Origin of the sequence: Pseudomonas sp. JR33AA (assembly GCF_021378985.1) — a bacterium.
In the GTDB taxonomy this organism is placed as follows: domain Bacteria; phylum Pseudomonadota; class Gammaproteobacteria; order Pseudomonadales; family Pseudomonadaceae; genus Aquipseudomonas; species Aquipseudomonas alloputida.
The window spans coordinates 115743-141667 of sequence record NZ_JAJSAW010000001.1 but is presented as its reverse complement, the minus strand read 5'-3'; the positions used below and the strand labels follow the sequence as shown (position 1 = coordinate 141667).

28 protein-coding genes and 1 pseudogene are annotated in these 25925 nt (G+C 62.1%); 13 read left to right on the top strand and 16 right to left on the bottom strand.

All coding sequences use genetic code 11. The annotated features are described in order from the left end of the window. Positions 1 to 223: 223 nt before the first annotated feature. The 6 genes from LVS58_RS00670 to LVS58_RS00645 all read left to right on the top strand — a co-directional run bounded on the left by LVS58_RS00670 (position 224) and on the right by LVS58_RS00645 (position 6673). A complete protein-coding gene (locus LVS58_RS00670; protein WP_233689494.1) occupies positions 224 to 1360 on the top strand; it encodes a branched-chain amino acid ABC transporter substrate-binding protein in 1137 nt (378 codons plus the stop codon). Positions 1361 to 1514: 154 nt separating this feature from the next. Beyond that, positions 1515 to 2429: an ABC transporter permease subunit gene (locus LVS58_RS00665; RefSeq protein WP_233689493.1), complete on the top strand. Its 915-nt coding sequence runs from the start codon at positions 1515 to 1517 to the stop codon at positions 2427 to 2429. 2 nt (positions 2430 to 2431) lie between these two features. Then, complete coding sequence (gene livM / locus LVS58_RS00660) at positions 2432 to 3733, top strand: high-affinity branched-chain amino acid ABC transporter permease LivM (RefSeq protein WP_233689492.1); 1302 nt, start codon at positions 2432 to 2434, stop codon at positions 3731 to 3733. Then, positions 3730 to 4605, top strand: coding sequence for an ATP-binding cassette domain-containing protein (locus LVS58_RS00655; protein ID WP_010955466.1), 876 nt, complete (start codon positions 3730 to 3732; stop codon positions 4603 to 4605). The genes livM and LVS58_RS00655 overlap by 4 nt, the downstream gene beginning before the upstream one ends. Further along, positions 4602 to 5318: an ABC transporter ATP-binding protein gene (locus LVS58_RS00650; protein ID WP_004576969.1), complete on the top strand. Its 717-nt coding sequence runs from the start codon at positions 4602 to 4604 to the stop codon at positions 5316 to 5318. The genes LVS58_RS00655 and LVS58_RS00650 overlap by 4 nt, the downstream gene beginning before the upstream one ends. A gap of 593 nt (positions 5319 to 5911) precedes the next feature. Next, a complete protein-coding gene (locus LVS58_RS00645) occupies positions 5912 to 6673 on the top strand; it encodes an SDR family oxidoreductase (protein WP_233689491.1) in 762 nt (253 codons plus the stop codon). Positions 6674 to 6724: 51 nt separating this feature from the next. On the opposite strand, the gene LVS58_RS00640 is transcribed toward LVS58_RS00645, so the two are convergent. The 7 genes and pseudogenes from LVS58_RS00640 to LVS58_RS00610 form a co-directional block, all read right to left on the bottom strand. Beyond that, on the bottom strand, positions 6725 to 6976 hold the full coding sequence (locus LVS58_RS00640; protein ID WP_233689490.1) for a hypothetical protein: 252 nt from the start codon (positions 6974 to 6976) through the stop codon (positions 6725 to 6727). A gap of 25 nt (positions 6977 to 7001) precedes the next feature. Continuing rightward, a complete protein-coding gene (locus LVS58_RS00635; protein WP_233689489.1) occupies positions 7002 to 7250 on the bottom strand; it encodes a hypothetical protein in 249 nt (82 codons plus the stop codon). Between the two features lie 90 nt (positions 7251 to 7340). Continuing rightward, positions 7341 to 7511, bottom strand: a pseudogene (locus LVS58_RS00630) (AGE family epimerase/isomerase); the annotation flags it as partial. A gap of 58 nt (positions 7512 to 7569) precedes the next feature. After that, entirely contained in the window at positions 7570 to 7818 is a 249-nt protein-coding gene (locus LVS58_RS00625) for a hypothetical protein (RefSeq protein WP_004576967.1), read from the bottom strand. Positions 7819 to 7912: 94 nt separating this feature from the next. Then, positions 7913 to 9013, bottom strand: coding sequence for an AGE family epimerase/isomerase (locus LVS58_RS00620; protein WP_233689488.1), 1101 nt, complete (start codon positions 9011 to 9013; stop codon positions 7913 to 7915). Between the two features lie 52 nt (positions 9014 to 9065). After that, positions 9066 to 9701 (bottom strand): TetR family transcriptional regulator, encoded by a 636-nt coding sequence (locus LVS58_RS00615; protein ID WP_003249603.1) that lies wholly within the window; start codon positions 9699 to 9701, stop codon positions 9066 to 9068. Between the two features lie 122 nt (positions 9702 to 9823). Next, complete coding sequence (locus LVS58_RS00610) at positions 9824 to 10321, bottom strand: phage infection protein (RefSeq protein WP_233689487.1); 498 nt, start codon at positions 10319 to 10321, stop codon at positions 9824 to 9826. 339 nt (positions 10322 to 10660) lie between these two features. Between LVS58_RS00610 and LVS58_RS00605 the strand changes: the two genes are divergently transcribed. After that, positions 10661 to 12727, top strand: coding sequence for an AsmA family protein (locus LVS58_RS00605; protein ID WP_233689486.1), 2067 nt, complete (start codon positions 10661 to 10663; stop codon positions 12725 to 12727). A 38-nt stretch (positions 12728 to 12765) separates the two neighbouring features. Here the strand turns inward: LVS58_RS00605 and LVS58_RS00600 are convergent, their stop codons facing one another. Both LVS58_RS00600 and osmE read right to left on the bottom strand, forming a co-directional pair. Continuing rightward, positions 12766 to 13296 carry a ferritin-like domain-containing protein gene (locus LVS58_RS00600; protein WP_233689485.1) on the bottom strand — a complete coding sequence of 177 codons (531 nt, stop codon included), beginning with the start codon at positions 13294 to 13296 and terminating at the stop codon, positions 12766 to 12768. 42 nt (positions 13297 to 13338) lie between these two features. Beyond that, entirely contained in the window at positions 13339 to 13680 is a 342-nt protein-coding gene (osmE, locus tag LVS58_RS00595) for an osmotically-inducible lipoprotein OsmE (protein ID WP_004576961.1), read from the bottom strand. A gap of 123 nt (positions 13681 to 13803) precedes the next feature. Here osmE and LVS58_RS00590 point away from each other — a divergent pair, with 123 nt between their 5' ends. Beyond that, complete coding sequence (locus tag LVS58_RS00590) at positions 13804 to 14694, top strand: esterase/lipase family protein (RefSeq protein WP_233689484.1); 891 nt, start codon at positions 13804 to 13806, stop codon at positions 14692 to 14694. A gap of 1 nt (position 14695) precedes the next feature. On the opposite strand, the gene LVS58_RS00585 is transcribed toward LVS58_RS00590, so the two are convergent. Continuing rightward, positions 14696 to 15577, bottom strand: a complete 882-nt coding sequence (locus LVS58_RS00585; RefSeq protein WP_233689483.1) for a DMT family transporter — start codon at positions 15575 to 15577, stop codon at positions 14696 to 14698. Between the two features lie 226 nt (positions 15578 to 15803). Here LVS58_RS00585 and LVS58_RS00580 point away from each other — a divergent pair, with 226 nt between their 5' ends. The 3 genes from LVS58_RS00580 (at position 15804) to LVS58_RS00570 (ending at position 18020) form a co-directional block, all read left to right on the top strand. Further along, entirely contained in the window at positions 15804 to 16592 is a 789-nt protein-coding gene (locus tag LVS58_RS00580) for an AraC family transcriptional regulator (RefSeq protein WP_233689482.1), read from the top strand. 63 nt (positions 16593 to 16655) lie between these two features. Then, a complete protein-coding gene (locus tag LVS58_RS00575) occupies positions 16656 to 16943 on the top strand; it encodes a PsiF family protein (RefSeq protein WP_063911894.1) in 288 nt (95 codons plus the stop codon). A 69-nt stretch (positions 16944 to 17012) separates the two neighbouring features. Then, entirely contained in the window at positions 17013 to 18020 is a 1008-nt protein-coding gene (locus LVS58_RS00570; protein WP_233689481.1) for an AI-2E family transporter, read from the top strand. Between the two features lie 204 nt (positions 18021 to 18224). On the opposite strand, the gene LVS58_RS00565 is transcribed toward LVS58_RS00570, so the two are convergent. Then, positions 18225 to 19496 carry an Hsp70 family protein gene (locus tag LVS58_RS00565; protein ID WP_233689480.1) on the bottom strand — a complete coding sequence of 424 codons (1272 nt, stop codon included), beginning with the start codon at positions 19494 to 19496 and terminating at the stop codon, positions 18225 to 18227. 164 nt (positions 19497 to 19660) lie between these two features. Between LVS58_RS00565 and cbpA the strand changes: the two genes are divergently transcribed. Then, positions 19661 to 20620 (top strand): curved DNA-binding protein, encoded by a 960-nt coding sequence (cbpA, locus tag LVS58_RS00560; protein WP_233689479.1) that lies wholly within the window; start codon positions 19661 to 19663, stop codon positions 20618 to 20620. Between the two features lie 2 nt (positions 20621 to 20622). After that, positions 20623 to 20928 carry a chaperone modulator CbpM gene (locus tag LVS58_RS00555; protein ID WP_003249630.1) on the top strand — a complete coding sequence of 102 codons (306 nt, stop codon included), beginning with the start codon at positions 20623 to 20625 and terminating at the stop codon, positions 20926 to 20928. Positions 20929 to 21069: 141 nt separating this feature from the next. On the opposite strand, the gene LVS58_RS00550 is transcribed toward LVS58_RS00555, so the two are convergent. The 5 genes from LVS58_RS00550 to urtB all read right to left on the bottom strand — a co-directional run bounded on the left by LVS58_RS00550 (position 21070) and on the right by urtB (position 25889). Continuing rightward, a complete protein-coding gene (locus tag LVS58_RS00550) occupies positions 21070 to 21585 on the bottom strand; it encodes a GNAT family N-acetyltransferase (RefSeq protein ID WP_233689478.1) in 516 nt (171 codons plus the stop codon). 31 nt (positions 21586 to 21616) lie between these two features. After that, positions 21617 to 22315 carry an urea ABC transporter ATP-binding subunit UrtE gene (urtE, locus tag LVS58_RS00545; RefSeq protein ID WP_104962633.1) on the bottom strand — a complete coding sequence of 233 codons (699 nt, stop codon included), beginning with the start codon at positions 22313 to 22315 and terminating at the stop codon, positions 21617 to 21619. A gap of 153 nt (positions 22316 to 22468) precedes the next feature. Beyond that, positions 22469 to 23326 carry an urea ABC transporter ATP-binding protein UrtD gene (urtD, locus tag LVS58_RS00540; protein WP_144180699.1) on the bottom strand — a complete coding sequence of 286 codons (858 nt, stop codon included), beginning with the start codon at positions 23324 to 23326 and terminating at the stop codon, positions 22469 to 22471. Further along, positions 23323 to 24402: an urea ABC transporter permease subunit UrtC gene (urtC, locus tag LVS58_RS00535; RefSeq protein ID WP_233689477.1), complete on the bottom strand. Its 1080-nt coding sequence runs from the start codon at positions 24400 to 24402 to the stop codon at positions 23323 to 23325. The genes urtD and urtC overlap by 4 nt, the downstream gene beginning before the upstream one ends. Further along, positions 24402 to 25889 carry an urea ABC transporter permease subunit UrtB gene (gene urtB, locus LVS58_RS00530; protein WP_442796420.1) on the bottom strand — a complete coding sequence of 496 codons (1488 nt, stop codon included), beginning with the start codon at positions 25887 to 25889 and terminating at the stop codon, positions 24402 to 24404. The genes urtC and urtB overlap by 1 nt, the downstream gene beginning before the upstream one ends. Between the last annotated feature and the right edge of the window lie 36 nt (positions 25890 to 25925).

Sequence of the window (25925 nt, the reverse complement as noted above, 5' to 3'; positions counted from 1 at the left end):
TTGCAATGATGGCACTCGACGGTTGCTCCTTGTCTGTACGTGTGGTGGCGCCTGCCGCGTGGCAGACGGTTGCACGCTCAATAAAGAAAAGGCCGCCCGTCGCCTGCAGGCACCCTTCACAGTGTGTTTTCCCGGAATACAAAACCGATGGCACGGCCCTTGCTCTGAGCACAGGGTTGAGAAGTTGTAGTGCCAACCAAAAAAACTCTAGGAGCACCACCTCATGTCGCAGACGTTTTACAAGAAAGGTTTCCTGGCTCTGGCCGTAGCTACGGCACTGGGTGTTTCTTCGTATGTTCATGCCGACGTCAAGATCGGTGTAGCGGGCCCGATGACCGGGGCTAACGCGGCGTTTGGCGAGCAGTACATGAAAGGTGCGCAGGCAGCGGCCGACAAGATCAACGCCGCCGGTGGCGTGAATGGCGAGAAAATCGTCCTGGTTGCAGGTGACGATGCCTGCGAGCCCAAACAGGCCGTTGCGGTGGCCAACCGTCTGGCCGACCAGGACAAGGTCATCGGCGTAGTGGGGCACTTCTGTTCTTCCAACACCATTCCAGCGTCAGAGGTGTATGACGAAGCGGGCATCATCGCCATCACCCCAGGCTCTACCAACCCGCAGGTTACCGAGCGCGGCCTGAGCGCCATGTTCCGCATGTGCGGTCGTGACGACCAGCAGGGTATCGTCGCTGGCGACTACATCGTTGACGTGCTCAAGGGCAAGAAGGTCGCGGTGTTGCACGACAAGGACACCTACGGCCAGGGCCTGGCCGACGCGACCAAGGCACAGCTGGAAAAACGCGGCGTGAAGCCTGTGCTTTACGAAGGCCTGACCCGTGGCGAGAAAGACTTCAGCGCTGTGGTCACCAAGATCCGCTCTACCGGTGCCGATGTAGTCTACTTCGGCGGCCTGCACCCGGAAGCCGGCCCGCTGGTACGCCAGTTGCGCGAGCAGGGCCTGAAGGACGTCAAGTTCATGTCCGATGATGGCATCGTCACCGACGAACTGGTGTCTACCGCTGGCGGCGCGCAATACGTCGACGGCGTGTACATGACCTTCGGCGCCGACCCGCGCCTGCTGCCAGACAGCAAGGCGGTGGTGGAGGAGTTCCGCAAGGCGGGCACCGAACCTGAAGGCTACACCCTCTACGCCTACGCTTCGCTGCAGGCCCTGGCTGCCGCGTTCAATGGCGCGAAGTCGAACAAGGGCGAAGATGCTGCCAAGTGGCTCAAGGCCAACCCGGTGCAGACTGTCATGGGTGAGAAGAAGTGGGACGAAAAGGGCGACCTGACCGTGTCCGACTACGTGGTCTACCAGTGGGACAAGACCGGTAAATACCACCAGCTGGAAAAACAAAAATAACAACGGCCCGCGGCCCGGGCTGATGCCCGGGCCCAAGCCCCGCTGTACCTGTCTTTATTCGTAGATCTGCACAGTTCTGCGCTGCGAGGGCCACACACCGGTGGCCCGCGCCGTGGTCGGCGCTCGTGCAATCTCAATCAGGTGAGATTGCGTTATGGATGGTATTTTCCTGCAGCAACTGGTCAACGGCCTGACCCTCGGGTCGGTCTATGGCCTGATCGCCATCGGCTACACAATGGTCTATGGCATCATCGGCATGATCAACTTCGCGCACGGCGAGGTGTACATGATTTCCGCGTACCTCGCGGCAATCAGCCTGGCATTGCTGGCCTATTTCGGCGTCGAGTCGTTCCCGCTACTGATGTTGGGTACGCTGTTGTTCACCGTCGTCGTCACGGGCGTGTATGGCTTCACCATCGAACGCATCGCCTACAAACCCCTGCGCAACTCCACCCGCCTGGCACCGCTGATCAGTGCCATCGGCATCTCGCTGATCCTGCAGAACTATGCACAGATCAGCCAGGGCGCCCGCCAGCAAGGCGTGCCCACCCTGCTTGAAGGGGCCTTGCGTGTCGAAGTCGGCAGCGGCTTCGTGCAACTGACCTACACCAAGATCTTCATCCTGATCGCCGCCTTCGTGGGCATGGGCCTGCTCACCTACGTGATCAAGTACACCAAGCTCGGCCGCATGTGCCGTGCCACCCAGCAAGACCGCAAGATGGCCTCGATCCTGGGCATCAACACCGACCGGGTGATTTCGTACGTGTTTGTCATCGGTGCGGTAATGGCCGCCCTGGCAGGTGTGCTGATCACCATGAACTACGGCACCTTCGACTTCTACGCCGGCTTCATCATCGGTATCAAGGCGTTCACCGCCGCAGTGCTCGGTGGTATTGGCTCACTGCCTGGCGCCATGCTTGGCGGCATCATCCTGGGTATTTCCGAGTCGCTGTTCTCTGGCCTGATCAACTCCGACTACAAGGACGTGTTCAGCTTCTCGCTGCTAGTGATGATCCTTATCTTCCGCCCACAAGGCCTGCTGGGTCGCCCGCTCGTGGCTAAGGTGTGAACATGTCCGTTGCCAAAACTGCCTCTGCTTCCGAAACCAAGGGTTTCGACCTTAAACGCAGCTTGCTGGAGACCCTCGTCGCCGGCCTGCTGGCACTCATTGTGTTTGGCCCGGTCGTCGGCGTGGTGCTCGACGGCTACACCTTCAATGCCGAGCCGCGCCGGGTGGCCTGGCTGGTCGGCGGGGTGATGCTGGGGCGCTTCCTGCTCAGCCTGTACCTGCAGACCGCCGCTGGCGTGCGCATGCTCCAGGGCTTCGACAGCGGTGGCTCGGGGGTGCATGTGAACGCACCGGACTATAAGTCGCGCTTGCGCTACATCATCCCGGCGCTGGTAGTGATTGCCATCGTCTTCCCGATCTTCGCCAACAAGTACTTGCTGACCGTAGTCATCCTCGGCCTGATCTACGTGTTGCTGGGGCTTGGCCTCAACATCGTGGTCGGCCTGGCCGGCCTGCTCGACCTGGGCTACGTGGCGTTCTATGCCATTGGCGCCTACGGCCTGGCGCTGGGTTACCAGTACCTGGGCCTGGGTTTCTGGAGCGTGCTGCCCCTGGCGGCCATCGCCGCCGCGCTGGCGGGGTGCATACTGGGCTTTCCGGTGCTACGAATGCACGGTGACTACCTGGCTATCGTGACCCTGGGCTTTGGCGAGATCATCCGTCTGGTGCTGAACAACTGGCTGTCGTTCACCGGAGGCCCCAACGGCATGCCGGCGCCTTCGCCAACCTTCTTCGGCCTGGAGTTCGGCCGCCGGGCCAAAGATGGCGGGGTGCCGATCCACGAGTTCTTCGGCTTCGATTACAACGCCAACCTCAAGTTCGTGTTCATCTACGCGGTGCTGTTCCTGGTGGTGCTGGCCGTGCTGTACATCAAGCACCGCCTGACCCGCATGCCGGTAGGCCGAGCGTGGGAAGCGCTGCGCGAAGACGAGATCGCCTGCCGCTCGATGGGCCTGAACCACGTGCTGGTCAAGCTTTCGGCGTTTACCCTGGGTGCCTCCACGGCCGGCCTGGCCGGGGTGTTTTTCGCCACCTACCAGGGCTTTGTCAACCCGTCGTCGTTCACCTTCTTCGAGTCGGCGCTGATCCTCGCCATTGTCGTGCTGGGTGGCATGGGCTCGACCGTGGGCGTGGTGATTGCAGCGTTCGTGCTGACCGTGGCGCCCGAACTGCTGCGCAGCTTCTCCGAATACCGGGTACTGCTGTTCGGCGTGCTGATGGTGCTGATGATGATCTGGCGACCGCGTGGGCTGATCCGCATCAGCCGTACCGGTGTGACCCCGCGTAAAGGAGTGGCGCCATGAGTGACGATATCATTCTCTCTGTCGACAACCTGATGATGCAGTTCGGTGGCATCAAGGCGCTCAGCGATGTCAGCCTGAAGGTCCGGCGCAACCAGATCTTTGCCCTGATCGGCCCCAACGGCGCCGGCAAGACCACGGTGTTCAACTGCCTGACCGGCTTCTACAAGGCCAGTGGCGGGCGCATCGAGCTGAACGTGCGCGGCAGCCATACCAACGTCATCCAGTTGCTTGGCGAGCGTTTCCAGGCGGCCGACTTCGTGTCGCCTGCGCGCTTTGCCAACCGTATGTACTACAAGATGTTCGGCGGTACCCACCTGGTCAATCGCGCCGGTCTGGCGCGCACCTTCCAGAACATTCGCCTGTTCAAGGAAATGTCGGTGGTGGAGAACCTGCTGGTGGCCCAGCACATGTGGGTCAACCGCAACTTGCTGGCCGGGGTGCTCAATACCAAGGCCTACCGCAAGGCCGAAAGCGATGCGCTGGACCACGCCTTCTACTGGCTGGAAGTGGTCGACCTGGTCGACTGCGCCAACCGCCTGGCCGGCGAGCTGTCGTACGGCCAGCAGCGGCGCCTGGAAATCGCCAGGGCCATGTGCACGCGGCCGAAGATCATCTGCCTGGACGAACCGGCGGCGGGCCTGAACCCGCAGGAAACCGAAGCACTCAGCCGCATGATCCGTGTGCTGCGTGACGAGCACGACATCACTGTGGTGCTGATCGAGCACGACATGGGCATGGTCATGAGCATCTCCGACCATATCGTGGTGCTGGACCACGGCAATGTGATTGCCGAAGGTGCGCCGCAGGACATCCGCCACAACCCGACGGTGATTGCCGCCTACCTGGGTGCAGACGAAGAGGAACTGGTATGAGTGCACCCATTCTCGAGCTGAAAGACCTGGACGTGTTCTACGGGCCGATCCAGGCGCTGAAGAAAGTCTCGATGCACATCAACGAGGGCGAGACGGTAAGCCTGATCGGCGCCAACGGTGCCGGCAAGTCGACCCTGCTGATGTCGATTTTCGGCCAGCCGCGGGCGGCATCCGGGCATATCGTGTACCGCGGCACCGACATCACCCGCAAATCCTCGCACTACATCGCCTCCAACGGCATTGCCCAGTCGCCGGAGGGGCGCCGGGTGTTTCCCGACATGACCGTCGAGGAAAACCTGATGATGGGGACCATCCCCATTGGCGACAAACATGCCGACGAAGACATGCAGCGCATGTACGAGCTGTTCCCGCGGCTGAAGGAGCGGCGTAACCAGCGGGCCATGACGATGTCGGGTGGCGAGCAGCAAATGCTGGCGATTGCCCGGGCGCTGATGAGCCGGCCGAAGTTGCTGTTGCTGGACGAGCCCTCGCTGGGGCTGGCGCCGATCGTGGTCAAGCAGATCTTCTCGACCCTGCGAGAGCTGGCCAAGACCGGGATGACCATCTTTCTTGTGGAGCAGAACGCCAACCATGCACTGAAACTGTCGGACCGGGCCTATGTGATGGTCAACGGGCAGATTCGTATGACCGGGACCGGGCAGGAACTGTTGGTCAATGAGGAAGTGCGTAACGCTTATCTGGGCGGGCACTGAGTTGTATGCAGGGGGCTGCAAGGCAGCCCCCTGCTCAATGTGGAAAACTTGTCGTTCCCTGCTCTCGATACACACCCATATTCCCCCGCAAGCCATTGTTTCCACAGGCCAACTCTTTTCCACGGATCGTGTGGAGCCGCCTGTGGAAAACATGGTGGCATATCGCTCCAGCCCTTTGTTTTCAAGCCCTGTAGCGACTTGATCATTTTTTGTTCATATCACAGTTGTGGATGATTTTCCCAAGCTTTCAAAATGCCTGTGTGCAATTCAAACACAGCGTTAATCCTGTGGATAACTCTGTGTGAAAACCTTGGACAGACTGCTGCAGGCGGCGTGTTTGGAAGCCTTGCGCCATTACCGCAAAGGTATCCACCGTCACAGTCCGCTGGAAGGGTTCCGTGCAGTACACAAGTTGCCCCCAATCCGTGGGGAAAGCCTTGTGGATAACATGCGCATACCTGGCGGTGAGGCCTCTAACGCAAGGGTTTGCGGAATATGTACAAAAAATGAGCAGACCCTGAACGGCTTGCTGCCAACGCCTGGCGCGGGCATGCTGCAAAGCTGCCATGACAACCTACCGTGAGGAACACAGCATGACGTCCACCGTATTCATCACTGGCGCTACTTCCGGTTTTGGCGAGGCCACTGCCCGCCGCTTCGCCGAAGCCGGCTGGAAGCTGGTACTCACTGGGCGCCGCAAAGAGCGCCTGGATGCCCTGTGCGCTGAACTGTCGGCCAAGACCGAAGTGCATGGCCTGGTGCTGGACGTACGTGACCGCAAAGCCATGGAGCAGGCTATTGCCAATCTGCCGGCCGGCTTTGAAAAGATTCGCGGTCTGGTCAACAACGCCGGCTTGGCGCTGGGTGTGGATGCTGCGCAGAACTGCAGCCTGGACGACTGGGAAACCATGGTCGACACCAACATCAAGGGCCTGATGTTCACCACTCGCCTGCTACTGCCACGTCTCATCGCCCATGGCCGCGGCGCGTCGATCCTGAACGTCGGGTCCGTGGCGGGCAACTACCCGTACCCGGGTAGCAACGTGTATGGCGGCACCAAAGCCTTCGTCGGCCAGTTCTCGCTGAGCCTGCGTTGCGACCTGCGCGGTACCGGTGTGCGTGTGAGTAACATCGAGCCGGGCCTGTGCGAGAGCGAGTTCTCGCTGGTGCGCTTTGGTGGTGACCAGGCCAAGTACGATGCTACCTACGCGGGTGCGGAGCCGATCCAGCCACAGGATATTGCCGAGACCATCTTCTGGATCCTCAACCAGCCAGCGCACATCAATATCAACAGCCTGGAGCTGATGCCGGTGAGCCAGGACTGGGCAGGGTTCTCGATCGATCGCAAAGTCTAAGGATGAAAGGCAAAGAACGAACCCTGTTGAAGGGTTCGTTCTTGTGCCGGTTTATTTGATGTTTGCGAGATAGGTCTTTTTAGCATCAATAATGCCTAACTGTTGCAATACATCATTGATCGCATCATGAAGGCCCAGGTCTTCCTGGGTGGCTTTTCCATCCAGCATGCGCCGCACGCTTAGAAGGTAACCGAGCTTGCCATTGGCAAGATGGTCCAGCTCAATGTTGGTCTTATCCACAATCCGCTTGGCTGCCAAATTGATTTGGGCCTCTATAACGCCACTGAATGTCGCTTTGTCCATGATAGGCTCCTGATAAGAGAACATTTCAAGCGAAACGTTTGCGCAGTTCGCCGCTCTGGGCAATCATGCCAAGTTCCAGCAGCACATCATCCATTGCATCGATCAAGCCTCGATCCGCATCAGTCCGGGTAGCATTCAGGGCTCGTCGCAAACTCAAGAAAACTTGAAGCTGGCCATACGCGAAGTGATCCTGCCTGTCTTTCAGGTTGCAGATGTTTTGCGCAGCTTTATCAATTTTCGCTTCGAGAAAATTACCAAGGCTCTGCTTGTCCATTGGGCGGTACCGCAATTATTTGAGGAGCCCTGAGGATAAAGCGGTCTCTGGCCGCTCGATACTGATAAAAATGCTAGGTCAGGCGCGTTGATCCCGGCACTCATACCAGCCCGCTTCGCGCAGGAACCGCGCTTGCAGCGCCTGCAACTGGTCAACCAGCTCCGCCTCACTCCCCGCGCGTAATACCAGCGCCCGCAGGTACTCCGCCTGGGCCCAGATGCGTTGGGTGGCATTTAGCACCCGGCCATCCACATCCAGCAGAAAGGCTGAGCACAAGCCGCGAGCCGGGAAGGCCCGGTTCGCGGTGCAGCTGGATCGCTTAGTTGATATAGGACAAGTACGTTCTGTCTTCAGGGATGATGCCTAACGCTTGAAGCACATCATTGATGCCGTCATGCCGGCCCAGGTCCTCGGCAGATGCTTTGCTATTGATGACGCGGCGCAGGCTTAGCAGGTAGCTGAGTTTGCCATGGGAATGTTCATCATAGCGGTGGCCGCTGTCGATGATCTTTTGTGCCGCTCGGTTGATCTGCTCTTCAACAAATGCCTTGAAGGCTTCTGCTTCCATGTTGATAACTCCTGAACGTTCGAGAAAGGAGCACCAACATAGGTGTGGGGAGATGCTTCCGGCAGCAGGAAACGTTCCCCCCCTGACAGATTCTTTAGGTACTCGCCTGATTCAGCCCTTCCAGGCAGGTAGCCAAGTGATAAGGGGTGGTCGATGGCATGTCATCCCTGCTCACCGCTCCGTCACCCGCTCGGCATTCATACCAGCCGGCATCACGCAGGAACCGCGCTGAAAGGGCGCTTAACTGCCCAAGCAGCTTTGCTTCACTGCCTTCACGCAATGTAAGCGCCCGCAGGTACTCGGCCTGCGCCCAGATGCGCTGGGAGGCATCAAGCACCCGGCCATCCCCATCCAGCATTGCCAGAACCGCTCCCTCTTTTACCCCGAACTGCTCGGCAAAGCCGAAAGCCCGGTCGATGGACGCATGCAGCGGCGTGTCACGCAGCAGCGGGGAGGTATGCAGCAGGTAGAACCACTCGAACTGGTGCCCCGGCTCGAACCAGTTATCCACAGCCCCGCGGGGCTTTTCCAGCATCAGGCCGTGGGCCGGTTCAATGAAATGCGCCTCGAGCGCCTCACACAATTGCAGCAGCGACTGGCGGACATGTTCGTCGCCACGCACCGCCATTACTTGCAGGAACGCTTCGGCCAGGTGCATTTGCGGATTCTGTAGCGGGCCACTGCCAAGGTCGGCCCAGTCCTCGCCCAGGCAGGCTTCGTACAGGCCATCGTCACGGGCAAACTGCTGCTCGATGATGCCCAGCGCGGCATTCAAAGTGGACTCCACCAGGCTTTCGCGCACTTTGCCCCAGTAATGCGCGCAGGCGAACACGATGAAGGCGTGGGTATACAGGTCCTTGCGCCGGTCCAGCGGCTTGCCGTGGGCGTCGATGCTGTAGAACCAGCCACCGTGCTCGGCATCGTGGAAGTGCTTTTGCAGCGAGCGAAACAGGGCTGCGGCACGCTCCGCGGCGCCCGGTTGCCCGATACGGCTGCTGAACACATACAGCTGGCGTGCACAGGCCATGGCCCGGTAGCGCTGCACCGGCAACGGCTGGTGCTGGGCGTCCAGCGCTTCGTAGGGCAGCGCCATGTCGGCGTTCCAGCCCGGGCCTTGCCACAGCGGGACGATGCGTTCGGCGAAGTGCTGGTTGAAGCGGGCCAGTTCGGGCAGGGTGGGGCGGGGGTCGGACATTTCGGCGCTCGTCGCTGTCGGGCAGGGCGCCATGGTAGCAGAAGTGGGGTTTTCAGTAGCCTGGGTTGCCGAGCCCCTGCCAATGCCGCGCCCCGACAAAGATGAAGCGCAACTGCTGGGTGATCTTTTCCTGGGGCGTCAGGGCCTGTGGATAACCCGCTTCCGGGTTGTCGATAAGCTCGGGCAGGGTGGCGAACACGGTCTTCACCACCAGGTCGGCCATCACCGCCAACGCGGCGCTGTCCAGGTGTTGCCAGCGCTTCATCCGTGCAAGGTCGGTGGCAAGGTCGTCGCTGATATCCTGGCGCAGGCGGGCAATGGCCTGGCGCACGGCCTGTGCACCGCCGTACTGCTCGCGGGCCAGGAACAGGAACTGCGCGCGGTGGGCGGCGACCACGTCGAGGAAGATGCGCACCGAGGCGTCGGTGATGCCGCCCAGTTCGAATTCGTTCTGGCGCACCAGGCGGATGGTCTGGCGGAAGGTGGTATCGATCTCGGCGACCAGGGCCAGGCCCAAGGCGTCCATGTCGGAGAAATGCCGGTAGAAGCCGGTCGGCACGATGCCAGCGGTTTTCGCCACCTCGCGCAGGCTGATACTGCCAAAACCCCGGCCACTCTCCATGAGCAGGCAGGCGGCATCGAGCAGGGCCTGGCGGGTCTGTAGCTTCTGTTCGGCGCGCGGCAGCATGATGCGGGCTTCTGTAACGGTCAGGCTGGGCACTCTAGATAAAAAAACAAAGCCCGGTCAATGGACCGGGCCTGGAGGGGAGCAAGCGTTGTGACAGAAGTTGTTCTTTTCGGCCATGGCGATCAGCTCACACGGCTGAGTTCAACCAGGCGATCGGAGCCACCTTCAGCTACACGGCCAGCCTGCTCGATCAGGCGATCCGAGCCACCTTCAGCTACACGGCCAGTACGTTCGATCAGGCGATCGGAGCCGCCTTCAGCTACACGGCCAGTACGTTCGATCAGGCGATCGGAGCCGCCTTCAGCTACACGGCCGGAACGTTCGATCAGGCGATCGGAGCCGCCTTCAGCTACACGGCCGGAACGTTCGATCAGGCGATCGGAGCCACCTTCGGCAACACGGCCATTACGTTCGATCAGGCGATCGGAGCCACCTTCGGCAACGCGGCCAGTACGTTCGATCAGGCGATCGGAGCCACCTTCAGCCACGGCTTTCAGCGGCTGGGCGATTTCGGCTGCGCTGGAGCGCGCTTCGGACGTCAGGTGTTGCTCGGACGCCGGCAGGGCGAAAGCGTTGGCGGCCAGAAGGGACAGGGTCAGGGTCAGCAGATGGCGTTTCATGATTTCGGTGCTCCTCTCGGGGGCTGGAAAGTGGGTACGAAGCCAATGCTACGCCGCGTAACGCCAGAGAGAAGTTCATACGGGTAATGGTAACAATCGACCATATTGATAGAGGTTTGCACGGCGTCTATTCCGGCCATTGCAGCCATGCAGGCAATCGCGTGACGCTATTGGCGGTGGGTAACATGTGCAGCCCGGTGCGACAAATTTCTGAGCAAAAGGCCAGGAAAAACTCCGCTATCATGGCGCCATCGATAAAACCTCACGGGTTTTCATCAGTCGGAGTTATTGAGGCCATCGCTGCGCCTGTTTCTGTCATGCCGCAAGGAGAATTACGCAATGACGCGTCCCGCCAGAATCTTCGTCTGGACCCTCGCCAGCCTGCTTACCGTGCTGGCGATCCTGGTGGTAGTGATTGCCACCTTTGACTGGAACCGCGTCAAGCCACTGCTCAACGAGAAGGTTTCCGAAGCCTTGCATCGGCCCTTCGCGATCAACGGCAACCTCGCCGTGCACTGGCGTACCGAGCCCGAAGAGGGCGGTTGGCGTGCCTGGGTGCCTTGGCCGCACTTCATTGCCGAAGACCTGACGCTGGGCAACCCCGAGTGGCTCAAGGAGCCGAAAATGGTCGGCCTTGAGCGCGTGGAGTTTCGCCTGGCGCCGCTGCCGCTGGTGTTCCAGCAGATCAGCATACCCCGCATCAACCTCACCAAGCCCGCTGCCAGCCTCACTCGCCTGGCCGATGGCCGCGCCAACTGGGTCTTCGACTTCGGCCCCAAGGATGAAAACGCCGAACCTTCCAAATGGCAGCTGGACATCGGCGCCATCGGCTTTGACCAAGGCAACGTCAGCTTCGACGACCAGACCCTCAAAACCAGCATGAAGGTGCAGATCGACCCGCTTGGCAAGCCAATCCCGTTCAGCGAGATTGTCGGCAAGGCCAGCGCCGAGAAGACCAGCGGGGCGCAGGACTATGCCTTCGGCCTCAAGGCTCAGGGCCGCTACAAAGGCCAGCCAGTGTCCGGCACCGGCAAGATCGGCGGCCTGCTGGCCTTGCAGGACGCCAGGCAGCCGTTCCCGCTGCAGGCCGATGTGCGCATCGCCGACACCCATGTGGTGCTCGCCGGCACCCTCACCGACCCGCGCAACCTTGGTGCCCTCGACCTGCGCCTGCGTTTGTCGGGTGCCAGCCTGGGCAACCTCTACCCCTTGACCGGGGTCACCTTGCCTGACACCCCGGCCTATTCCACCGACGGACGCCTAAGCGCCAACCTGCAGGCGGCGCCAGGGGCGACGTTCAATTACCAGGGCTTCAACGGCAAGATCGGCGACAGCGATATCCATGGGGACCTGGCCTTCGTTGCCAGCCAGCCACGGCCCAGACTGTCCGGTAACCTGGTATCGAACCAGTTGCTGTTCAAGGACCTGGCGCCGCTGATCGGTGCCGACTCCAATGCCGAACAGAAGGCCCGCGGCGGTGCCAGCAAGCAGCCTGCAGGCAAGGTGCTGCCAGTGGAGGCGTTTCGCACCGAGCGTTGGCGGGCAATGGACGCTGATGTCACCTTTGCTGGCAAGCGCATCGTGCACAGTGCGCAACTGCCGTTCACTGACCTGTCGGCCCATGTGGTGCTCGAAGACGGCCTGTTGCGTCTGGAGCCCCTGCGCTTTGGCGTGGCCGGCGGCAGCCTGGCCTCCAACATTCGTCTGGACGGGCGCAGCGTACCCTTGCAGGGCCGCGCGAAGTTGACTGCGCGTGGCTTCAAGCTCAAGCAACTGTTCCCCACCTTTGCGCCAATGCAGACCAGCTTTGGTGAGCTCAATGGCGACGCCGACATCAGCGGCCGTGGCAACTCGGTAGCCGCCTTGCTGGGTACAGCCAATGGCGACTTGCGCATGCTGATCAACGATGGCGCCATCAGTCGCAGCCTGATGGAAATTGCCGGGTTGAACGTGGGCAACTACGTGGTCGGCAAGCTGTTTGGTGATGAGGACGTTAAGATCAACTGTGCGGCGGCCGATGTCGGCATCAAGGATGGCCTGGCGACTACACGGCTGTTCATCTTCGATACCGAGAACGCGATCATCTACATCGACGGCACGGCGAATTTCGCTTCCGAGCAACTGGATTTGAACATCACTCCGGAATCAAAAGGGCTGCGATTGTTCTCCCTGCGTTCACCCCTGTATGTGCGCGGACCGTTTGCCAAACCGAACGCCGGTGTGCAGGCACTGCCGTTGGCGTTGCGTGGCGCAGGGATGGTTGCGCTGGGTGTGGTTGCCGGGCCGGCGGCAGGGTTGCTGGCGCTGATTGCGCCCAGCAGCGGGGATGACCCGAACCAGTGCACCCCGTTGTTGCAGCAAATGAAGGCCGGCAAGGCGCCGGCGGCGGTAAAAGCGCGGAAATAGCAAGGGGCCGCAAAGCGGCCCCTTGAGGGTGTCAGAAATCAAAGGCCTTGCAACAGGTCGGACATATCGTCCGCGTGCTCTTCTTCCTGGGCCAGGATGTCTTCGAATATACGACGGGTAGTCGGGTCTTTATCCCCGATGTACTGAATGATCTCGCGGTAGCTATCGATGGCAATGCGCTCTGCCACCAGGTCTTCCAGTACCATCTCTTTCAGCGAATTGCCGGCCACGTACTGGGCATGCGAGAGCTTGGTCAGGTTGTCGGGGTTGAAGTCCGGCTCCCCGCCTAGTTGCACGATGCGCTCGGCCAACTTGTCGGCATGTTCGGCTTCCTGGTTGGCATGTTCCAGAAACTCCTCGGCAGCCACGCTGGCCTTGATGCCGCTGGCCATGAAGTAATGGCGCTTATAGCGAAGAACACAGACCAGCTCGGTGGCCAGCGATTCATTAAGCAGGCGCAGGATCTGTTCACGGTCGGCGTGGTAACCCTCGGTCACCGCGCCCTGCTCCACATGCAGGCGTGCACGCTCGCGCAGGGTTTTCACATCGGTCAGCTCAACATTGCTCATGGTTCTCTCCAGCAGGGGTCTGGGTCAGGTTGGGGCGCAGGCTTACGCGCCGTGCAGGGCGTCGCTGTCCTCTTGGCGTTGCTTGCAGGTCTTGAAACCTTTGGCATCGACATGGCCGGTGGCATCGAAGCGCACGTAATAGGGCTGCTGCTTGCCGTCGCGGTTGAGGATGTAGTCGTTGCAGGTGCCCCCGTGCGGCAGGTCGATCACGTTCGACGGGCTGCCGCCAATGGCGATGACCTTCTGCATGGTCATACCGTTCTCCACCTGCTTGACCAGCGGCTCATCGCGGTAGGTGACGTAGTCCACCGGGTTTTCCGGGCGGCTGCCGCAGGCGGCCAGGGTGGCGCTTGCCAGAAGGATTGCCAGGGTCTGCTTGTACATGGTCCCGCTCCTTGCAAAGGGTTTGTGTGGTTTTGAACCACAACGCGCGCCGGGAGTTCGATTGCGGTGGTCATGATGGCCGCTGTAGTGTTGGCCCGTCGTACACGCAAAGGAGCTGCGGCCATGCAGCAGGATTTGGCCACGCGATACCCGCTGGTGCTGGTGCCCGGCATGCTCGGGTTTGTCCGGATGGTGCTCTACCCATACTGGTTCGGCATTGTGCCGGCCCTGCGCAAGGGCGGTGCGCAGGTGTTTGCGGTGCAGGTTTCGCCGCTGCATTCCAGCGAGGTGCGCGGCGAGCAGTTGCTGGCGATCATCGACGATATTTGCCAACGTACCGGCGTCGACAAGGTCAACCTCATCGGCCACAGCCAGGGTGCCCTGAGCGCGCGATACGCAGCGGCCAAACGGCCGGAGCGGGTGGCATCGGTCACCTCGGTGGCGGGGCCCAACCATGGTTCTGAGCTGGCCGACCACCTTGAACGTACGGCACCGGGCGATTCACCCCAGGGGCGCATCCTCAAGGTCGTGCTGCATGGGTTTGCCGTGCTGCTGGTGTGGTTGGAAACCGGCTGGCGTCGTGACCCGCTGCCGGTGGATGTGCACGCTTCGCATCAGTCGCTGACCAGTGCCGGGGTGGCGCTGTTCAACCAGGCTTATCCACAAGGCCTGCCGCAAACCTGGGGTGGGGAAGGGGCCTATGAGGTCAATGGCGTCCGCTATTACTCCTGGTCCGGCACCTTGCAACCCGGCCTGACAGACCAGGGGCGCAACCGCTTCGATGGCAGCAGCCACTTCTGCCGCCTGTTCGCACGCAGTTTCATCAAGGAAAAGGGCCATTGCGACGGCATGGTCGGGCGTTTCAGTTCGCACCTGGGGCAGGTGATCGGCGACGATTACCCGCTCGATCACCTGGACATCGTCAACCAGTCGCTTGGTGCCGTGGGTAAAAGCGCGGAGCCGGTGCGGCTGTTCACCGAGCATGCCGCCCGGCTCAAGGCGGCGGGGCTTTAGCTCAAGTGCCTTGGCGGCGGATCGGCGTGGTCCAGCGTTCGGCCAGCACTACGCCGGCCAGGGTCAGCAAGCCGCCGACCAGGTGGTAACTGGCCAGTTGCTCGTCGAGCACCATGGCGGCGATCAGCGCGGTGACCAGCGGCAGCAGGTTGAAAAACAGCGTGGTGCGGCTTGGGCCCAGGCGGTGCACGGCCTGCATCCACAGCAGCGGCGCGATCATCGAAGCCAGCACGCAGGCGTACAGCACCAGGCCGATGTTATGGCTGTGCAGGCCCGTCTTTTCCGACAGCAGGTACAGCGGCAGCAGCACCACGATTGCCACCAGCACCTGCAAGTACAGCAACTGCAGCGGTGGCAGGCGCAACTGCCATTTCTTCAGCAGGAAGCTGTAAAGCGCGTAGGCCAGGGTGGCCACCAGCATCAACAGGTCGCCACCGTTCAGGCCCTGTTCCAGCAGGCTGGCGGGGTGCCCGGCACTGACCACTTCCAGCACGCCGAAGAATGACACCACCGCACCCAGCAGGGCGCCGTAGCTCAGGCGCTGGCCCAGCCAGGCGATGGACAGTGCCAGCGACATCAGCGGCATCAGCGAGAGGATGATGCCCATGTTGGTGGCGCTGGTGATGCCGGCGGCAAAGTAGGCCAGGCTCTGGTACATCGCCATGCCCAGCACTCCCAGCATGAACACTTTGCCCAAGTGTGGGCGGATGGCTGCGCGGTTGCGCCACACGGCGGGCAGCAGGAACGGCGTGAAGAGCAAGCCGGCCAGCAGCCAGCGGTAGAAGCCGATTTCGGCAGGGTGGATGGCACCGGCGGACATCTTGGTGACCACGGTGTTGCCGGCCCAGATGAGGATGGCGGTGAGGGGGAACAGGTAATTCATGTAGCGGACTACTCGTTGTGGACTGGGTGGGGCTGCTTTGCAGCCCATCGCGACACAAGGCCGCTCCTACACCAACCGCACAGGCCTGGAAGGTAACGTGGGGCCCTGTAGGAGCGGCCTTGTGTCGCGATGGCCTGCGCAGCAAGCCCCGGTGCCAGTCATTATCAACTGTCTGTTCATAAGCCTATACTCTTATCCAGACAACCCACCCCGCAAAGCAGACAGCATGCCGCGCAAATACCTCGATATCCCCCAGTTCACCCAACTGCCGGCCCCGGTGTACTTCCGCCACGACGAGTTCGTGGCCGACACCCACAGCGCGGTGCACCAACACGCCTGGGGCCAGCTGAACTACACCGCCCACGGCGTAATGCAGCTGGATGTGGCTGGCCAGCGCTTCCTGTCGCCGCCGCACTACGCCGTTTGGGTGCCGCCCGACACCGAGCATGGCTGCTACAACCCCCAGGCCATCGTCTACCGTTCAATCTATCTCGACCGCAGCCTGTGTGCCGCGCTGCCACCGCACCCGTGCAGCCTGATGATCAGTGACATCCTCAAGGCCATCCTCGGTGACTTCGCCCGGCGCAATCTCAAGGTGGCCGAGGACGAGCGTGACCAGCGCCTGATACAGGTGCTGCTTGACCAGTTGCTGCTGGCGCCCACCCTGGCCTGCTACCTGCCGTTTGCCCACAGCGATGGCTTGCGCCAGGTGCTCGATGCGCTCAGCGCCGAGCCGGGGGACAACCGCCCGCTGGCCGATTGGGCCGCACGCGTGCACGTCAGCGAACGTACACTGGCCCGCCAGTTTCTGCGCGAGCTGGGCATCAGCTTTGGCGAATGGCGCCTGCGCCTGCGTTTTCTGCGTGCCATCGAAGCGCTGGAAGCCGGCCTGCCAATTCAGGCCATTGCCTTCGACCTTGGCTATAGCAGCGCTTCGGCGTTCATCGCCATGTTCCAGCGCCAGGCCCGGTGTACACCCGAGCAGTACCGCCGGCAGGCGCGGGCGGGGCGCTGAACATTCTTGGCTACACTCAGTTCGACCCCCGTGCATCGGGCACGGAACCAAGGAGACCACTCCATGAAAGTGCTGCAAATCCCGTTACTGGCGCTGGCGGTGCTGTTCAGTGCCCAAGGTTTCGCTGCCAATACCGCGCAGCAGGAAAAGATGAAAACCTGCAACGCCGACGCCACCGCCAAGGCCCTCAAGGGCGATGAACGCAAAGCGTTCATGAGCACCTGCCTGAAAAAGGAAGTGCCACAAACCCAGCAAGAGAAAATGAAGACCTGCAATGCTGACGCCACCACCAAAGCCCTGAAGGGGGACGAGCGCAAGGCCTTCATGAGCGATTGCCTGAAGAAGAAGTGACCTGCGCCTATGCCTGCGCCGCCAAGGCTGGCAGACTGCGGCATTCCCGCTGTCTGCCGTCGAGGCTGTATGACCTTTAGTCCCCGTCAGATCACCCTGGCCAGCCTGATCATCGTCATGGCTGGGCTACTGCTGGCTTTGCCCCTGAAGTTGCTGCCCAGCCTGCTGGCCGGTCTGCTGGTGTTCGAACTGGTCAACATGCTGACCCCGCGCCTGCAACCGCTGCTGGCTGGCCAACGCGCGCGCTGGCTGGCCGTGGCGCTGCTCGGCACGCTGGTGGTCAGCACCCTGACACTGCTGATTGCCGGTGCCTTCAGCTTCCTGCTGCACGAGGCGGAAAACCCCGGCGCCTCGCTGGACAAGTTCATGGCCTTGGTCGAGCGTGCGCGCGGCCAGCTGCCACCCTTCATTGAGGGCTACCTGCCTGCCAGTGCCGCAGAGTTCAAGGTGGCCATCGGTGACTGGATAAAGAGCCACCTGAGCGATTTGCAGCTGGTGGGCAAGGGCATGGCGCACATGTTCGTGACGATGCTGATTGGCATGATCCTCGGCGCCATCATCGCTTTGCAGCGTATTCCCGATATTTCCCGGCGCAAGCCCCTGGCCGCGGCGCTGTTCGAACGTCTTAGCCTGCTGGTGAAGGCGTTTCGCAACATCGTGTTCGCGCAAATCAAGATCTCGTTGCTCAACACGATCTTCACCGGCATTTTCCTGGCCGTGGTGATGCCACTGTTCGACGTGCACCTGCCGCTGACCAAGACGCTGATCGTGCTGACCTTCCTGCTGGGCTTGCTGCCGGTGATCGGCAACTTGATGTCCAACACCTTGATCACCATCGTCGGCCTGTCGCTGTCGATCTGGGTGGCGGCGGCGGCACTGGGCTATCTGATCGTCATCCACAAGGTCGAGTACTTCCTCAACGCGCGGATCGTGGGTGGGCAGATCAGTGCCAAGGCGTGGGAATTGCTGCTGGCGATGCTGGTATTCGAGGCGGCGTTCGGGCTGCCCGGTGTCGTGGCGGGGCCCATCTACTACGCCTATCTGAAGAGTGAGCTGAAGCGGGCGGAGCTGGTCTGATCCTGTATTGGCCTGTACCGGCCTCTTCGCGGGTAAACCCGCTCCTACACGACGGCCTGCGGCCAATCACCGATGTGTGTCCACCCCCGATCGGTGTGTAGGAGCGGGTTTACCCGCGAATACGGTAGCGGCGGCAACGGTGAACGGCGGGTAGAGATTGGCCAGCAGCCCCAGCCCTTTCGCAGGTACAGGCTAAACGAAAAATCAGGCCGCACCGTAACGCTTGCGCGCCTCGATGGCCAGCCCGCTACCAATGCTACCAAAGATGTTGCCTTCCACATGCCGCGCATTCGGCAGCATCGCCGAAACACTGTTGCGCAGAGCCGGAATGCCGCTGGAGCCACCGGTGAAGAACACCGTATCGACCTGGTCTTCGCTTACCCCAGCCTTGGCCAGCAGTTCAGTCACACTACCGCGCACGCGCTCCAGCAGACCTTCGATCGCCTCCTCGAACAGTGCGCGGGTCAGTTGCGCAGTCAGCTCGGGCTCGACGCGGCCCAGGTCGATGTGGCGGCTGTCATGCTCGGTCAGCTCGATCTTGCTGGCTTCCACTTCCATCGCCAGCCAGTGCCCGGCACGCTGCTCGATCAACTTGAACAGGCGATCGATGCCGAAGCTGTCCTCGATGTCATAGCGCATGCTACCCAGCGCCAACTGTGATTTCTGCGAATACAAGGCGTTGATGGTGTGCCAGGTGGCCAGGTTGAGGTGGTAGCTGGTCGGCATCAGCGCACCGCTCTTCATGCGGCTGCCGTAGCCAAACAACGGCATCACGCCCTGAAGGCTCAGTTGCTTGTCGAAGTCGGTACCACCAATGTGCACACCGCCTGTGGCGAGGATGTCGCTTTGGCGTTCGGCGACCCGATGGCGCTCGGGCGACAGGCGGATCAGGGTGAAGTCCGAGGTACCGCCGCCGATGTCGACGATCAGCACCAGCTCTTCGCGGCTGATGCTCGACTCATAGTCGAACGCTGCGGCAATCGGTTCGTACTGGAACGACACGTCCTTGAAACCGATTTTGCGCGCCACGTCGGCCAATGTGTCCTCGGCCTCCTGGTCGGCAGCCGGGTCTTCGTCGACGAAGAACACCGGGCGGCCCAGCACCACCTGGTCGAATTCACGACCAGCGGCCGCTTCAGCGCGCTTCTTGAGCTCGCCTATGAACATGCCCAGCAGGTCCTTGAACGGCAAGGCGCTGCCCAGCACGCTGGTGTCGTGCTTGATCAGCTTTGAGCCCAGCAGGCTTTTCAGCGAGCGCATCAGGCGGCCTTCGTAGCCTTCCAGGTACTCGTGCAACGCCAGGCGGCCATACACCGGGCGCCGCTCTTCGATATTGAAGAACACCACCGAGGGCAAGGTGATCTTGCCGTCTTCCAGGGCAATCAGCGACTCGACGCCAGGCCGGTGCCAACCGACTGTGGAGTTGGAGGTGCCAAAGTCGATGCCCAGGGCACGGGCCGGGGATACGTCAGACATGGGAAATGGGCTTCCGGAGGCAAAACGGCCGCGCAGTGTATGCCAGTTGGCTACAGAATCAAGACCAGTCGTCTGCCTTGAGGCAAACCCAAGTCGGTCTTGAAAGGCTATGCTTGACCCCTATCTTCAGTTGCAACACGCACATTCACATTGGTGATCCACAAATGGACTTCAAAGACTATTACAAGATACTCGGCGTAGAGCCCACTGCGGACGAAAAGGCGATCAAGGCCGCGTACCGCAAACTGGCGCGCAAGTATCACCCCGATGTCAGTAAGGAGCGCGACGCCGAGGAAAAATTCAAAGAGGCCAACGAGGCCTATGAGGTGCTGGGCGACGCGCAGAAACGTGCCGAGTTCGACGAAATCCGCAAGTACGGCGGCCAGCATGGCCGACCGTTCCAGGCACCACCGGGTTGGGAAAACCGCGGCGGTGGCGGCGGCTTCGAAGGCGGCGACTTCTCCGACTTCTTCAGCTCGATCTTCGGTGGGCGCAGTGCGGGTGGCAACCCCTTCGGTGGCGCCCGGCAGCAGCAACGCAGTGCCGGCAGGCGGGGGCAGGACGTGGAGCTTGAACTGGCCGTATTCCTTGAAGAGACCCTGAGCAAGGAGTCCAAGCAGATCAGCTTCCAGGTGCCGCAAATCAATGCCATGGGCCAGCGCACCGGCTTCACCACCAAAACCTTGAACGTGAGGATTCCGGCTGGCGTGACCGACGGCGAGCGCATCCGCCTCAAGGGCCAGGGGGCGCCGGGCAGCGGCGGCGGGGCCAACGGTGACCTGTTCCTGACCATCCGCATGGCACCGCACCCGCTGTTCGATGTCGAAGGTCATGACCTGATCATCACAGTGCCGTTGGCACCGTGGGAGGCGGCCCTGGGCGCCAAGGTGGCGGTTCCGACCCTGGATGGCAAGATCAACCTGACCATCCGTCCTGACAGCCAGAGCGGCCAGCGCCTGCGTGTACCGGGCAAGGGCCTGGCGAACAAGCACGGAGAGCGCGGCAACCTTTATGCGCAGCTCAAGGTGGTGATGCCGCCTGCGTCGGACGAATCTGCCCGCGAACTCTGGACCAAGCTTTCCGAGAAAGCTGCGTTCAACCCGAGGACACAATGGAGTAAGTGATCATGAGCAGCACCCTGATCGTTCAACTGGACATGCGTACCCTGTGTCAGGAAGCCGATGTCACGGCTGAATGCGTGATCGAAATCGTCGAGCATGGCATTGTCGAACCTTCCGGGCGAACGCCGGAGGACTGGCTGTTTGACGATCAGGCGCCGTTGGTGACCAAACGAGCGGTGAAGCTGCACCAAGAGCTGGAACTGGAGTGGGAAGGGGTGGCGCTGGCGCTGGAGCTGTTGCAGGAAGTGCAGCAGTTGCGCAGTGAGAACAACATGCTGAAGCAGCGGCTGGGGCGGTTTATCCAGATGTAAGCCTACTTGCTGGCATCTGTGGGAGCGGCCTTGTGTCGCGATGGGCTGTGCAGCAGCCCCAGACCTTTGCTCCACCGCAAAACTGCCGGGGCTGCTTTGCAGCCCTTTCGACGCAAGGCCGCTTCCACAAGAGACCGCATTTCAGGTCGGTTCGGCGCCCGAGTTCAACACCAGTTGCATGAAGGTCAGATCAAGCCAGCGGCCAAACTTTACCCCCACCTGCGGCATCTGGCCGGTCACCACGAAGCCCAGCCGCTCATGCAGGCGCACCGACGCCGCATTGCCACGCTCGATTGCTGCCACCATCACATGCTTGCCGCACCCCTTCGCACGCTCGATCAGCGCAGCCATCAACACCGGCCCCAACCCTTTACCCCGTTGGTCGCCACGGATATAAACCGAGTGCTCCACGGTCAGGCGAAAGCCCTCGAACGGCCGCCAGTCGCCAAACGAGGCATACCCCAGCACGCCCGTCTCATCTGTCGCGACCAAAATCGGGTAGCCCTGCTGCGCTCGCGCTTCAAACCAGGCCTGGCGGTTGCCGAGGTCCACCGGGGTTTCGTTCCAGATTGCCGTGGTGTTGAGCACTGCGTCGTTGTAGATGTCGAGTATGCCCGGCACATCGGTGGGCAGGGCGTCGCGGATTTCGTAGCTCATGACAGCGTCTCGCAAGGTCGGTGCTTGCAGATTAAATGGTTACCAGCCCGCGTACACCTTCGGCTTGCATGTTTTCGCCGCGGCCGCGCTGGATGATTTCGCCGCGGGCCATGACCAGGTACTGGTCAGCCAGCGCTTCGGCAAAGTCGTAGAACTGCTCCACCAGCAAGATCGCCATGTCGCCACGCTCGGCCAGGCGGCGGATGACCGCGCCGATCTCCTTGATCACCGAGGGCTGAATGCCTTCGGTCGGCTCGTCGAGAATCAGCAGGCGCGGGCGGCTGGCCAGGGCGCGGCCGATGGCCAGCTGTTGCTGCTGGCCGCCAGACAGGTCGCCACCGCGGCGCTGTTTCATCTGCTCCAGCACAGGGAACAGCTCGTAGATGAAGGCTGGTACCTCGCGGGCTTCGCGGGCGGGGAAGCGCGACAGGCCCATCAGCAGGTTTTCCTCGACGGTGAGGCGCGGGAAAATCTCGCGGCCCTGGGGCACGTAGGCGATGCCTGCCTGCACCCGTTGCTGGGGTTTGAACGCGGTGATCGGCTTGCCTTCCCATTCGATGCTGCCGTCGCGGGCGGGCACCAGGCCCATCAGGCAGCGCAGCAAGGTGGTCTTGCCCACGCCGTTGCGGCCCAGCAGGCAGGTCACTTCGCCGATCTTGGCTTCGAAGGACAGGCCGCGCAGGATGTGGCTGCCGCCGTAGTACTGGTGCAGGGTGTCGATCTTGAGCATGTGAGAGTTCCTGAAAGGGATGCTGTGCCTGTGCCGGCCTCTTCGCGGGCAAGCCCGCTCCTACGACGGGAACCGCCCCATGGCATTACGCCCACTGTAGGAGCGGGTTTACCCGCGAAGAGGCCGGCACAGGCGCCAAAAATTCAAATCCGGTCAGCGGCCCAGATACACCTCCACCACCCGCTCATCTGCCTGCACCTGCTCCAGCGAGCCTTCCGCCAGCACGCTCCCCTGGTGCAGCACGGTCACATGGTCGGCAATGCTGCCGACGAAGCCCATGTCATGTTCCACCACCATCAGCGAATGCTTGCCAGCCAGGCCCTTGAACAGCTCGGCGGTAAATTCGGTCTCGGCATCGGTCATGCCGGCCACCGGTTCATCGAGCAACAGCAGTTGCGGCTCCTGCACCAGCAGCATGCCAATCTCCAGAAACTGCTTCTGCCCATGCGACAGCAGGCCTGCCTGGCGCTGGGCCAGCGGCAGCAGGCGCAAGGTGGTCAGCACTTCCTCGATACGCTGGCGCTGGTCACCGCTCAGGCGTGCGGCCAGGCTGGCCCACACCGACTTGTCGGTCTTCAGCGCCAGTTCCAGGTTCTCGAACACGGTCAGCGCCTCGAACACTGTGGGCTTCTGGAACTTGCGGCCAATGCCGGCCTGGGCGATCTGGTATTCGCTCATGCGGGTCAGGTCGAGGGTATCGCCGAAGTAAGCCGTGCCGCTGTCGGGACGGGTCTTGCCGGTGATCACGTCCATCATCGTGGTCTTGCCGGCGCCGTTGGGGCCGATGATGCAGCGCAGCTCGCCCACCCCGATGTACAGGTTCAGCGTGTTGAGCGCCTTGAAGCCATCGAAGCTGACGCTGATGTCTTCCAGGCTCAGCACCGTACCGTGGCGGGTGTCGAGGCCGGCCTTGCGGCTGTGGCCCAGGCCGATGGCATCGCGCCCGGCACCGAGGTTGTCGAATACCGGTTCGAGCATGAATTCCGGGTGGACTGGGGGCACGCCTCTCATGGCTGGCTCCTTTTCTTCAACAGGCCGACCACGCCCTTGGGCAGGTACAGGGTGACGAGGATGAACAACGCGCCTAGGAAGAACAGCCAGAACTCGGGGAAGGCCACGGTGAACCAGCTTTTCATGCCGTTGACCAGGCCGGCACCGAGCAGCGGGCCGATCAGCGTGCCGCGCCCACCCAGGGCTACCCAGACGGCGGCTTCGATCGAGTTGGTCGGCGACATCTCGCTGGGGTTGATGATGCCCACCTGCGGTACGTACAGCGCCCCGGCCAGGCCGCACAGCACGGCGCTCAGTACCCACACCAGCAGCTTGAAGCCGCGCGGGTCGTAGCCACAGAACATCATACGGTTTTCAGCGTCACGCACGGCGGTGAGCAGGCGGCCGAACTTGCTGCGGGTCAGGCGCCAGCACAGGTACAGGCTGGCCAGCAGCAGGGCCACGGTCAGCAGGAACAACACTGCGCGGGTGCCCTGGGCTGCAATGTCGAAGCCCAGGATGGTGCGGAAGCTGGTGAAGCCGTTGTTGCCGCCAAAGCCGGTTTCGTTGCGGAAGAACAGCAGCATGCCGGCAAAGGTCAGGGCCTGGGTCATGATCGAGAAGTACACGCCTTTGATCCGCGAGCGGAAGGCGAACCAGCCGAACACCAGCGCCAGCAGCCCGGGCGCCAGCACCACCAGGCACAGGGCCCAGGCGAAATGCTGGGTACCGGCCCAGTACCAGGGCAGCTCGGTCCATGACAGGAAGGTCATGAACCCCGGCAGGCCGTCGCCGGCGGCCTGCCGCATCAGGTACATGCCCATGGCATAGCCGCCCAGGGCGAAGAACAGGCCATGGCCCAGTGACAGCAGCCCGGCGTAGCCCCAGACCAGGTCCAGGGCCAGGGCGACGATGGCGTAACAGAGAATCTTGCCGACCAGCGTCAGGGTGTAGGCCGACACCTGCAGGGCATGGTCTGCCGGCAGCAGTGAGCACAGTGGCAGAGCCACCAGCAGCAGGACGACGACGGCACCTATGGTAATGGTCAGGCGTGGGCCGGCCTTTTGCGTAGCAGTGACAAGCAGTGGCTGGTTCATCAGTCGATTACCCGTCCCTTGAGGGCGAACAGGCCTTGCGGACGCTTCTGGATGAACAGAATGATCAACGCAAGGATGAGGATCTTGCCGAGCACGGCACCGATCTGCGGCTCCAGCAGCTTGTTGGCGATGCCCAGGCCGAACGCGGCCCAGAGGCTACCGGCCAGCTGCCCGACGCCCCCGAGCACCACCACCAGGAACGAATCGATGATGTAGCTTTGGCCCAGGTCGGGGCCGACATTGCCCACCTGGCTCAAGGCTACGCCACCGAGCCCGGCGATGCCCGAGCCAAGGCCAAAGGCGAGCATGTCGACGCGACCGGTGGACACGCCGCAGCAGGCGGCCATGTTGCGGTTCTGGGTGACTGCGCGCACGTTCAGGCCCAACCGGGTACGGTTGAGCAGCAGCCAGGTGAGCAGCACCACGGCCAGGGCGAAGCCGATGATGACCAGGCGGTTGTACGGCAGCACCAGGTTGGGTAGCAGCTGGATGCCGCCGGACAGCCAGGCCGGGTTGCTCACCTCGACATTCTGCGCACCGAACAGCAGGCGGATGGCCTGGATCAGGATCAGGCTGATGCCCCAGGTGGCCAGCAGGGTTTCCAGTGGGCGTCCGTACAGGTGGCGGATCACCGTGCGCTCCAGCGCCATGCCTACCCCGGCGCTGACGGCGAACGCCACCGGCAGGGCGATCAGCGGGTAGAACTCGATGGCGCCGGGGGCGAAGCGCTGCAGCAGTACCTGGACCATGTAGGTGCTGTAGGCGCCGAGCATCAACATCTCGCCATGGGCCATGTTGATCACCCCGAGCAGGCCGAAGGTGATCGCAAGGCCCAGCGCTGCCAGCAGCAGGATCGACCCCAGCGACAGGCCGCTGAAGGCCTGACCGAGCAGTTCGCCTATCAGCAGTTTGCGTTTGACCTGGGCCAGGCTCGTTTCGGCGGCGGTGCGTACGCCCGGGTCGCGTTCCGCATCGGGTTGCAACAGGGCCTCGAGGCGGGTACGGGCCAGCGGGTCGCCGGTTTCACCCAGCAGGCGCACGGCGGCCAGGCGTACCGCGGGCTCACTGGCGCCCAGTTGCAGGTTGGCCAGGGCCAGGCCGAGGGCGGCCTGTACGGCGGTGTCCGGCTCGGCGGCGAAGCGCCGGTCGAGGAAGGCCATTTGCGCCGGTTGTGCGGTTTTTTGCAGTTGTTGTGCGGCGGCCAGGCGGGTGTCGCTGTTGTCGCTGAGCAACTGGTGGCTGGCCAGGGCGTTGTCGATCAGGCCGCGCAGGCGGTTGTTCAGGCGCACCTTGCGGGTGTCGTCGGCAGCGATGCGGCCCTGGCGCAGGTTGTCCAGCAGCGGCAGGCGTGCAGCATCGGGTTGTGCTGCCCAGCCTTCGAGCAGGCGGGCTTGCTCGGCGGGCTTGGCGATGAGAAAGAATTCGCCTTCGCTGGCGTGGGTTGCCAGGGGCATCAGCAGGAGAAGGGTGAGCAGGAGTCTGAGCATGCGGGCAATCCTGGAAATCGGTGTTGGATGCTTCGC